This is a genomic window from Microcoleus sp. Pol10D4, assembly GCF_036701555.1.
Taxonomy (GTDB): Bacteria; Cyanobacteriota; Cyanobacteriia; order Cyanobacteriales; family Microcoleaceae; genus Microcoleus.
The window spans coordinates 1-10,911 of sequence record NZ_JAUBRA010000111.1 but is presented as its reverse complement, the minus strand read 5'-3'; the positions used below and the strand labels follow the sequence as shown (position 1 = coordinate 10,911).

The 10,911-nt window shown below is 45.2% G+C and carries 12 protein-coding genes; 2 read left to right on the top strand and 10 right to left on the bottom strand.

From position 1 onward, the window contains the following. Nucleotides 1-30: 30 nt before the first annotated feature. The 9 genes from QUA36_RS29765 to QUA36_RS29725 form a co-directional block, all read right to left on the bottom strand. Nucleotides 31-399, bottom strand: a complete 369-nt coding sequence (locus QUA36_RS29765) for a DegT/DnrJ/EryC1/StrS family aminotransferase (protein WP_333459988.1) — start codon at nt 397-399, stop codon at nt 31-33. Continuing rightward, nucleotides 377-625, bottom strand: a complete 249-nt coding sequence (locus QUA36_RS29760; RefSeq protein ID WP_333459987.1) for a DegT/DnrJ/EryC1/StrS family aminotransferase — start codon at nt 623-625, stop codon at nt 377-379. The genes QUA36_RS29765 and QUA36_RS29760 overlap by 23 nt, the downstream gene beginning before the upstream one ends. A gap of 376 nt (nt 626-1,001) precedes the next feature. Then, the gene (locus QUA36_RS29755; RefSeq protein WP_333459986.1) at nt 1,002-1,577 is read right to left on the bottom strand and encodes an alpha/beta hydrolase; all 576 of its coding nucleotides are present in this window, start codon (nt 1,575-1,577) and stop codon (nt 1,002-1,004) included. 476 nt (nt 1,578-2,053) lie between these two features. After that, complete coding sequence (locus QUA36_RS29750; protein ID WP_333459985.1) at nt 2,054-2,200, bottom strand: hypothetical protein; 147 nt, start codon at nt 2,198-2,200, stop codon at nt 2,054-2,056. 69 nt (nt 2,201-2,269) lie between these two features. Continuing rightward, nucleotides 2,270-2,578, bottom strand: coding sequence for a DUF3493 domain-containing protein (locus QUA36_RS29745; RefSeq protein ID WP_333459984.1), 309 nt, complete (start codon nt 2,576-2,578; stop codon nt 2,270-2,272). A gap of 168 nt (nt 2,579-2,746) precedes the next feature. Beyond that, entirely contained in the window at nt 2,747-3,979 is a 1,233-nt protein-coding gene (locus tag QUA36_RS29740) for a DUF445 family protein (RefSeq protein ID WP_333167187.1), read from the bottom strand. 89 nt (nt 3,980-4,068) lie between these two features. Next, nucleotides 4,069-4,770 (bottom strand): bifunctional demethylmenaquinone methyltransferase/2-methoxy-6-polyprenyl-1,4-benzoquinol methylase UbiE, encoded by a 702-nt coding sequence (ubiE, locus tag QUA36_RS29735; protein ID WP_333167150.1) that lies wholly within the window; start codon nt 4,768-4,770, stop codon nt 4,069-4,071. 249 nt (nt 4,771-5,019) lie between these two features. Then, complete coding sequence (locus tag QUA36_RS29730; RefSeq protein ID WP_333167152.1) at nt 5,020-5,964, bottom strand: response regulator; 945 nt, start codon at nt 5,962-5,964, stop codon at nt 5,020-5,022. A gap of 62 nt (nt 5,965-6,026) precedes the next feature. Then, nucleotides 6,027-7,241, bottom strand: coding sequence for a transposase (locus tag QUA36_RS29725; RefSeq protein WP_333459983.1), 1,215 nt, complete (start codon nt 7,239-7,241; stop codon nt 6,027-6,029). 227 nt (nt 7,242-7,468) lie between these two features. Here QUA36_RS29725 and QUA36_RS29720 point away from each other — a divergent pair, with 227 nt between their 5' ends. Beyond that, nucleotides 7,469-8,563 (top strand): RuBisCO accumulation factor 1, encoded by a 1,095-nt coding sequence (locus QUA36_RS29720; RefSeq protein WP_333459982.1) that lies wholly within the window; start codon nt 7,469-7,471, stop codon nt 8,561-8,563. 100 nt (nt 8,564-8,663) lie between these two features. Here QUA36_RS29720 and QUA36_RS29715 read toward each other — a convergent pair whose 3' ends face one another. Further along, nucleotides 8,664-9,671: a DUF4349 domain-containing protein gene (locus tag QUA36_RS29715; RefSeq protein ID WP_333459981.1), complete on the bottom strand. Its 1,008-nt coding sequence runs from the start codon at nt 9,669-9,671 to the stop codon at nt 8,664-8,666. Nucleotides 9,672-9,811: 140 nt separating this feature from the next. On the opposite strand from QUA36_RS29715, the gene QUA36_RS29710 reads away from it, so the two are divergent. After that, on the top strand, nt 9,812-10,911 hold a 1,100-nt coding region (locus QUA36_RS29710; RefSeq protein WP_333459980.1), incomplete at its 3' end, for a transposase.

The following is a 10,911-nucleotide window of genomic DNA, read 5'->3' as shown; positions in this document are numbered from 1 at the left end:
GCTGCCTATCTTTTTTTAGCACACATTGGCTCAATCCTCACCACCTCTCGGTTTCAGGCTGGTTGTCACCCCCCCAGAGCAAAATAAAATTAACAGTTCTAGAGTTGCAGTACATGAAACCGTCCACATCAACCTGATTACAAACGCGTGAGAACAGCCTTCAATTAAGGTCAAGTAGTGACGGCTAGCAATATCGCAAAGCGCATCCATATCGCAGGAACGACCTACGAAGTAAATCGTCAAAATTGCTTTAGTTTTTGAAGTTATTTTAGCTTCGACTTGAGCCTGGTCAATATTCATGGCGACGGCATCTACATCCGCCAGTATCGGTATGGCGCCTGCGTGAATAATCGCATTAACTCTGGGGCACAAAAAGTCATCGGAGAGTAATAACTTCATCCCCCGGTTGTAACGAAGCACGGAGGATGCTTAAGTGCAGTGCCACCATACAGGAATTGACTGCAATTGCGTGCTGGGAACCCTTGTAACCTTTGAAGTCATTGTCAAAACTCATGACTTTAGGGCCTATACCCAACCCACCTGTTTTCATGGTTGCCACCATTTCTTGAATTTCAGCATCTTCGATCGCCGAAAACCAAAAAACGGTCTTTTGAACGAATAGCATTGTTGTTCATGTTGCTAGTCTTACTCAGTAAGTAGAGTCGATCAATTGTAAGTTTTAATTAATGCAAGCTCTTGCCCGCATTTTTTGGGTTAAAATACTTTCCTGACTAACAAAATCTACTCCTTATAAACTTTTTGTAAACTGTCGCACATCTATCCCGCTATAGATTTTACAGCTAAGTTATACGATTTTAGATTTTAGCATTAGGAATGACTGATTTCCGTCTGGTTTGAAGCTGGCCTGTAGTTAGATTTTGTTTTTAACTCGTATCAAAATTAGGTAAATTTTGCAGAAGTAAAATGTAACTCCCCTGTAATTGATGCAGGTTCAGCAACATTCTGCGATCGCACGAATCAACCCTCCTTGCCAAAATCCGCTACAGTCTAGGCAGGCGAATCTTATTTAAAATATCTTGCAGTCGTTCTGACACGCCGCCCAATTGTTCTGACAAAGCTACAAGTTTGCCGTAAGCTTCAACTAAACGATCGCCCTCAACATAAACTTCTGGAGTAGGATAATTCTTCATCGCTTCCAGCATTGTAATCTCGTTATCATTAGTTGCCGACAGCACCAAGGCTGATCTCAAAGCTTCTCGGTTTGCATTCCCAGAAGGAGTGCGAATTACCTGACCCACCTCATCGAGAATTATTTCCCCAACCTTGCTGTTAAGCGTCCGATCCAAAAAGCTTTGACTGACTTTTACTGGTCTCGTCAGACTGTTGCGAACCGCTTCTGGGTCTTTTTTTGCATTTCCCAGCAGCATTTCTAACGCGGGCGACATTTGCCCAGTTTCTGCAAAAATTTCTAATTCGCTGACGGGTAAAGTCATTCGGATCGCACTGTATTTGAGCACTACCTTTTCGGCAGCCGCCGCAGCATTGCTGTAAAATGCAATTCCCGCCCCGGCTGCTAAAAATAACGTCCACCGCCCTTGGAAAAATGATCGACCCATAGTAAAATCTTCTAACATCTTTTTCTACTTCGACTTTGACACATCTCATTAGTTACTGCACAGGCTAAGGTCTTCGGGAAATGCCAAATTATTCGATCGCCCCAGCACTTATACCATTTTAGATTTTAGATTTTAGATTTTAGATTTGCGAATGACTGATGGCGATCGTGGTTTCCAGCATCGGCCTAGAGTTGCATGATTTTTGGGAACTGGTATTACCTATATCGGATGCTAGGCAAAAAACTCGGTTCAGGGCGCTGCTACGGGCCTCTCTGTACGCGGTGCACACCCTACTGATAACACTCAACCATTCAGTTTGGCGACTGCGATTCAACCGTCAACCGTCAACCGTCAACCGTCAACAATCACCGACAGTGCAACCTGAATTGATAGGATTCTCTCTCCCAAGCTCCCGATCATAGCAAAATGCCTAACGCCAGCTCTTCTATCAGTGAAGGCTGGCGCTGGGCTTAAATTTATTTTATATATTTAGGGTCTTTATGAAAGCTGACCCCAATTGAAGGAATGACAAGCGGTTTATGATTAGGGCCTTTAAATTTGCTGACCCCAATTGAAGCCACATCATTATCATTACAGGGATCGCTGGCAAACCAGGATTTCATAATAATTTCTTTATATTTATAACTTTTCCTTGCCTCAGATAGATTTTTGTCTCGATTTGTAAATTTTTGTTACTTCGACTTCGGGACTCGGCCCCCGGCGCGCTGCTCCCAGCGAAACAGGAACACCATCAGGGCCACCACTCCGACTTGGAGGGCAAAATTAGGCAAAGCAGAGCCAATTTCCCGGCCAGAGGCAATTTTAGCGAGGAAAACCAAGCCGCCGATAAAGCCCGAAGCGCCACAAGCTACGTAAACAAACTGTCGCAGAGGCCGGTAGGGAGTGGCCATTTCTGCAGTTAAACGCTCGTATTGTTGGCGGCTGAGGTTGCGGGGGTTTTTTGGGATGTTTGTACGATCGTCCGAATTGGGGGCTGGCATAGATTTAGAAAATGAGTAAATTAGGATTGGGCCACAAAAACCCGATTTTTACCAAAAATCCTCTGACTGAGGTGGCCAATACGGTCTAAAAACCTGGTTTTTGGTACTGTGGGCGCAAGTCGAGTGAATATTAGACTACAACAAATACCTCACAACTGCCAAAATAAATCACCGCTGAATCCAAAGCACAACTGTCTGCAAACAGCCGACAAAAACGCCCAAAATCCCTCCTAAATTTACAATTCCCTGCAACTCGCTTTTGACAATTCCCTGAATTGCTAACTCCAACTCTTCAGGAGAAGTACCTTTCACTCGATCGACAATCACCTGGTCAATATTCAAAATCGGGATAGCCTGAGCTACAATATTTTCTAAATCCCGCTCTAAATAACGCTCTAAAACCAAAGCCAGTTCTTGGCTGACAATTCCGAGGGAAGCGTTCATCACCGCTGAAGTCTGCAATCGATTGAGAAGCAACCGCGAAATATTTTCCCAGTCAATAGATTTGGTCAACCCCTCAAGTACGTCTGTACCCCGCTGTTGAACGTAGCTGCGAACACTGTCGCGCATAGTTTTTCGCAACTGTCTCACAGTCGAAACAGGTAAATTTTGCATCGACAAATTTTGCAGCCATTCCTGAATTCGCCCACGAATTCCCAAAGAAATAGTTAACTCTGCTAAGCGCTGATTTGTGGCTTCTCTGTCATCCAGACAAAAAGTCCGCAGCCGAGTTAAAGTGTTCCGCAAACCAAACAAATTTGCTACTACCCAATAAGTGCCACTGGTTTTTTCTCGAAACCCTTCATCGATGATCGAAATATTGCGATCCGTCAAAAAGTCAATTAAAGCCTGACGCAGAACTTCCGGTGGTATTACTACCTGCAACAACCACTCAGCAAGCTGAGCTGCCTGAGATTCCGTAAGCTGAATCTCCAGCAAAACTTGATCAAAAATTTGATTAAGCTGAGCTTCTAAAAAATCTTCCCGGCGCGCCAGAACTTTGAGAATTCGCGGCACAGATTCCCCCAGCAAATCTCGCAGAATGTTAGCGAGAATTTTAGCCGTTTTTTGCTCTGCGTCTGCTTTTACCTGATCCAGCGCCAACTGCAACAACCAGAGAATCACCGACTGCATCCGCTCGGTTTGCAGGAGGCGGCGCGCCAAGTTTTGCAGTTCCTGTGGCGTCAGCAGCGAACCCATAATTGTGTCGGAAATTCGCTTTGCTAAACGCTCTTGGTTGCGGGGGATCAAGCCTGGAGTGAAAGGCAACTTCCGCCCTTTGATGTAAATAGCTCGATACGGGCGGAACAGCATTTTGATAGCTATATCGTTAGTGAAATAGCCAATAATTCCTCCCACTACAGGTGGGGCCAACAACAGCCAAATGTCAGACGGATTCATCAATAATTGGGAATTGGGAATTGTTGATTGTTGACTATTAACTGTTAACTGTTGACTGTTGACAACGGACAACTGACAACTGACAACAGTCAACTGACTAATACCAATACTCCCATCATAGCTCCGGCAATCGGGTAGTGGGTGGCGGTGGCAAATCCGGCTTTGTTGGCGATCGCGACTTGCTCCTGGCCGATCGGGAATTTTTCTAAACTAGGATTAATGTAAGCATATTCTTGAGTCATGCCAAATTGCTGAGCAATGGGCACTACAAGAGTGTCTAGATAAAACTGCTGAAAGCTCCGCATTAGGGAATTGCTGGGGCGGTGGAGGTCGAGAATAGCTGCTTTGGCACCGGGTTTGAGGACGCGGTGCAATTCCTGAAGACTGCGGGGGATGTCAGTCACGTTACGCAGGCCGTAACCCATTGTGGCGCAGTCGAAGTAATTGTCAGCAAAAGGCAAGTCTAGGGCGTCAGCTTCTACCCAGGAAATGGGACTGCCAGGGGTAAGAAAAGGTCGATCGCGCCTGGCCGCCACGGCCAATTGTTCGGCGGAAAAATCTACTCCAAATACGCAACCGGTCGGTCCTGCTTGTTTGGCCAGCAACAAAGCTAGATCCCCGCTACCGCAGCACAAATCTAAACAAGTATTTCCGGGGCCCGCACTGCTCCATTTCACCGTCATTTGCTTCCAAATCCGGTGCTGCCCAAAGCTCAACCAGTCGTTCAATTGGTTGTAAACTGGTGCAATTCGATTAAATATAGTTTTAATTTCTTCGGCGTTATTAGTCATTAGTCATTGGTCATTGGTAATTGGTGATTGGTCATTGGTAATTGGTGATTCGTGATTTGTCAGCCGGAAAGAATAATTAATCCGTCCATTCATGTCATGCTGTCGCCAGTCATTAATGCTTTTTTATTTGTTAGCAATCGGTAATCTTTTCTCTAGAATCATTGGTTTGCTATCATTTTCGACTCAAGACTGAGAGCCGACTGATGACTAAGGACTAATGACTGATGACTGATGACTAATGACTAATGACTAATGACCCTGAAAACTCGTCAATACCAGAGCAACTTCTTGAGCGGCGAGGTGAACTGTTGTGAGTTCGTCGGGGCGCAGGGAACAAGGTTGCTTCCACTGCATGGAAATCAGGGCGATCGATCGACCTTTGTGACTCACCGGGATGCTCAGGTGAGCTTGAATGCCGGATTTCTGATAGTGCGGCAGACTCGCTAGGTTGGTGTCGAGTCCAATATTCACAACACCCTGAATAGTTTGAGAGGTAATTGCTTCTCGAACCAGAGGGTCATCCGCCAGCCAATTTTCCACAGTTGAACCCGTGGTGTGACAGCCTTGGACTGGGATTAAAACATTTCCTTCCACCAGTTGCAAAATGCAAGAGTCCGCCAAAAAATTATCACTTATAGCAGTAGCAATTGGATCTAAACTTGCTTCCAAACTCGGATAATCCACAGCCGTTTGCATGATTGTTGCTAACAGTTGTATTTGATTTTGAGCGCGATCCAATTCCTCAGTCCGCTGCTTGAGAATTTCATAAGTCTCGGCCGCCTTTTGCACCACCATTTTCAGTTCGTTCGGGTCCCAAGGCTTGGTGATATACTTGTAAACCTGTCCTGAGTTAATGGCATCCACCAAGTCTTCAATATCCGTAAAACCAGTCAAGATAATTCTGACCGTATTCGGAAACTGGGGCACGGTTTTGCTCAAAAACTCCGTTCCCTTCATTTCGGGCATCCGCTGGTCGGAAATGATTACGGCGACCTCGCCTTCGATGCCGAGGACTTCCAAGGCGCGAATTCCGCTCTCAGCTTTGAGAACGTTAAAATCTCGTCGGAAAGTGCGGTAGAGTAAATCCAGATTGTCTGGTTCGTCGTCTACTACCAGCATTTTGGGCTTTTTCGGTCTGTGTAGGGTCATGAGCTGGCGTTTAATTTGATCTAGCTCTGAAATGGCATTATCCATAACAATACGATAAACTCCCCTTCTTGACACTCCCCACGCATAGAATGCGGGGGATTCTTCTCTCACAGGCTCGACTCTAGACCGATATTACTATCGATCCCCGATAGAACGCCTCCAGAAGCAGTTTTACTCACGAGCTGCCCGACCGCAAGGATACCTCTGTCTCTAATTACTTGTGCTGCTGCTGTATCGCGATCAGTGGTGTACCCGCACGACTGACAACTATGGATTCTGACATCCAAGGTTTTCTTACCAGTATGGGTTCCACATTGGGGGCAAATTTGACTCGTATAGTTTTTATCAACACGAGCAAAATACACCCCGCGCTTCCAACACACATGAGACAGAATCGAGAAGAATTGACTATAGGCTGCATCGAGAGTATGTTTACCGAACATCCCCTTTGCCCAAGCCTTAAAATTGATATCCTCAACGAATATCATTCCTGCTTGGTCACATAATCGATGAGCTAATTTATAGTGCCAATCCTTTCTGGTATCACTGATTTTTTGATAAATTCTAGCAATCTTTTTCTGGAGATTAAGCCAATTATTAGACCCTTTTCTTTGATGCTTTAATCTTCGCTGCAGTGATTTCAACTCGCGGTGAAGTGCCTGAAAAAATCTCGGTCTGTTGACTAATTCTCCATCTGAAGTTGCGAGGTATTTGTCAAGCCCAATATCTACCCCTAATGGATGTCCTGACGATGGGCGAGCGGGCAGGTTGACTGCTAACTGGTAGGTCAGCATGACAAAATATCCTGATGCCCTTTTAGCTACTCTAATTTGCTTGAGTATAAAACCCTCTGGTGTGGGTCTAGACATTTTCATCCTTACCCACCCAATCTTAGGCAGGTTAACCTTTCCATTCTCCACTGCTGCATCCTTAACAGCCGGGAAAACAAACGATCGCATCCGTTTTTTGAAACGAGGAAACCCATGCCCTCTCTCCCACATTGCCACAAATGCCGACTCTAAAACCTTTAAAGTTTGCTGCAATACTTGCGAATGAGGGGTCTTTAATTCGGGACAATGCTTCTTAGCTTCTGCCAAACCTTTGCACTGACTAGCATAGGTTGGTCTAGGAGTATCCGGTGAGATAATATACTCACCAACTATCGAACAAGCATTAACAGAAGACTCACGAGAATTCACCCAATCTTTCCGTTCTCGCAAGGCATAGTTATAAACCTGACGACAAACAGACAACCAAATCTCAAATATTTGAACTTGAGATTTGGTTGGACGTAGTTTGTACTCGTGAGTTACTGTTAGCATGATATAATCATATCATGCTTTTAGAAATCAACCAGGATTTTTCTAAGACTGTAGGCAGCCGCATCCGCTGCCGAGTTCATCCCCAAGCCTGAAGTCGGGGGCTTTCCTCTCGTTTTCCGGTAACAATAGTCTCATAACTCACTTACTATTAATCTATCGCTCTGCCGCGACACGAGCCTTGCCGATATCCAATAACACATAACTTAGCGCTAGTTTTTGATTCAATTATGACTGATACACCGCAAGATTCCTCCCCTCCTGCATCTGCACCCTCCACCAATGCTGTGGATGCCGAAAAATTAATTCGATCGCTCCGCCGCAAAGAAGGCACTTGGGTAGAGTGGGGACAGGCCTGCACTGCACTGCTAAAAGCTGGCTACAACTCTCAAAGGATTTTTGAAGAAACTGGTTTTGAGCCAATTCAGCAAAATCAAGTGAGCGTCGCAGCCCAAGTTTACACCAGCATGGTAAATGCTGGGGCTTCAGAGGAAGTTCGATCGCACTTCTTGGGAAAAGGTAGCGATATCTTATACGAGTTTCGGATTCTCTCTCAAGTAGAGCGGGCCGGGGCGGCTGCTTTGATGCTAACCCACAATTTGGATGTTGACGATGCTCGCCAAGTTGCTAAAGCGATCAAGGAGTTTTCGCACTTCGGGAGTCTCCCCCAAGGCTTCACAGACACTCCCGGCGATGCTATGGCTTACCAATGCTGGCAATTGGCGAGACAGAAAAGCGATTTGCAAGAGCGATCGCGCTTAATTGCTCGCGGTTTAAAATTAGCTAGCAGCCAAACCGCTAGGGCGCAAATCGAGCAGTTGCTCGTTGATTTTACCGTAGTTGCGAGACGGGAAGCGCCCCGCTTGCCCGTCTACCGACTCGATACCGAGGAACAATTGCCCCGCGTTGTCCCGGTTGTAGGCAAATTGCCGCTTTCTACGAGAGATTTGCTGGCAGTGCCTTTACCGGAGGAAATCGAGCCGTTCCGAATGGTAAAATTTTCGGGAGCCGGAGCTTGGGTGGCGATTCCCGGATGGCAGGTAATTTTGAACGCTGAAGATCCGGTGGCGGTTTTGGGAATGAGCGATAAATTGCCGGTACCGCTGCAAGGCAAAGTTGAAGAAGTTTTGATTATTGCCGATCGAGCCCAAAGACAGTGGGATGCTGAGAGCTATTTCCTCGCCGATAACGCGGGCAATTTAGAATTGTACTGGTTTGAACAATCCCCGGATATTCCTATTTTGGGGCGAGTTGTTCTGGTGATGCGTCCGAAAAAGATTGTGGATGAAGACTATACCAAAGATGGATGGCAAATTGATGATTAGTCAGTTGTTAGTTGACTGTTGACTGTTGACTGTTGACTGTTGACTGTTGACTGGAAAGCTAATAACAACTAACAACTGACAACGAACAACTGACTACTGACTACTGAGGCGGTTTCGGTTCTTGAATTTGCGGAACAGAATCCTGTTTCTTAAATCGATTAAAGCCGTAAACCGCAGCCGCAATTAACAGAAAATAAGGACTATAAGCCAACAGCCAAATACCCAAACCAAACAAACCGAGCGTCAATTCAGCCACAGAATGAGTCGCTTTCCCCCAAGTTTCCTGCGCCCGCAAACCTAGAGAAGGTTCCTGAGTTTGTTGAGCCGATACTGCTGCTTCTAGAGTTAAGCTAATAGTCGAGTAGGCTACTTGATTTCGCAAACTTTTTAACTGAGCGTCAATGCGTTCGATCGACTCCCGAATATTGCTCAACTCTTGAGAAGCTTTGAGCACATCGCCAACAGAACCCGATCGCTCCATAATTTTTAACACCATTTCCTCCGATTTGCGGAGGTTCCGCAGCCTAGCCTCGCTGTCAACTAATTGAGCGGTAACATCCTCAGCCGTCAGAGAACGGTTCTCTACAGTTCCGAGTTTTGCCAAAGTGTCTAAAGTAGTTTCTAACCGTTCTTGAGGCACGCGAATCTCCACAGACGCCGTTTGGCGGACACTGGAATCCGGCGGCTTTTGATTTTGGAAACCCAAGATATCGCCTTGCTGTTTTTCGACAATATTAGTAACAGATTTAGTGCTGGCGTCAATAGATTTAACAACTACGCTGAGTTCGGCTTTTTTAATCAGTTGGGGACGGGTTGCGGTCGTTTCTGCTGCTTTTTTTGATGCACCAGGAGTTTTTGACCTTTGGGCTGCTGGCTCGGGTGCTGGTGCCGATTGTGGAGCCGATGCGGTCACTTGGTTTTCACGGATGCTGGATGAACCTGCGCCGCCTGGAGCGCTGCTGGACGTTTGAGCTCCTCCGCAGCTAGGCAAAGCAATGGCTGAAGATAAAGTTAAGAATACCGCTACAGCAAAACGAGTTGTGCTGTTATTGGCTGGGTTTGGGTTTGGCTTGGGCGGGGAGGAATTGATTTTGAGGTGAGTTTTCATTTTGGGTGACTCCTCTAAAAAAGGCTTGGGTATTGTAAAACTTTAATAAATTTGTAAGCATCAATAAACAATAGTAGTATCATATAGTCAGAAAACTCACACAAAAAAATGTTGCTCTCGTTAAAAAATGGAGGCTCTAAATGCAATTAGCAGAGAGACACATCATTAAATCTACAGAACACCGTTTCGCCGAAATTGATGAATTAGCTTTTAAATCCAAGAATCTCTACAATGCTGCTAACTACGTCATTCGTCAGAGCTTTGTTTATGGATGGGGCTATGTCAATTACAACGAAATGAACCGTTTAATGAAGTCTCATGAAGCATACAAGGCTTTACCTGCTAAAGTCAGTCAGCAAATCTTGATGATATTGGACAAGAATTGGAAATCGTTTTTTGAAGCGGTTAAAGCTTACAAAACCGCTCCCTCTAAATTTCCTGGTCGCCCCAAACTGCCCAAGTACAAAGATAAGGTCAAAGGACGAAATATTCTCGTCTACACGATTCAAGCAATTAGTAGCAAATTGCTGAAGAAAGGAATTATTAAGCTTTCGGGTACTAATCTCTCAATTAAAACCAAAGTAAGTTCCGATCTAATTTGTCAAGTTAGGTTGGTTCCCAAATGCGATTCTTATGTGCTTGAGGTAATTTATGATGCTTGTACTGAGCGTAGTCGAAGTGAACAGGAGTCCACCGTCAGCGATAATAAATTTGTAGCTAGTATTGATTTAGGACTGGATAACTTAGTGGCGTTAACTTCAAATCAACCGAGTTTTACCCCGCTCCTGATTAACGGGCGACCATTAAAGTCAATTAATCAGTTCTACAACAAACGTAAAGCACGGCTACAAACTCAATTGAAAGGAAGTCGTAAAAGTTCACCCCGCATTCAACGATTGACTCGCTGTCGCCACCAAAGAATTGATAATTACTTGCATCATACCAGCCGCCTGATTGTTGACATTTTAATCGCCCAACAAATTGGGACGTTAATAATTGGCAAGAATGCACAGTGGAAAACTGAGATTGATTTAGGAAAACAAACTAATCAAAACTTTGTCAGCATTCCTCACGCTCGACTAATTGAGATGTTGGAATACAAAGCTCGACTGGTTGGGATTAAGGTAATCGTGCAAGAAGAGTCTTATACTTCACAAGCCAATGTGCGTTTCGTTCTGAAGAAACCCAGAAATGGGGGGAACTCAGGCTCTAACAAGGTAATCCAATATGGATTGAGTTC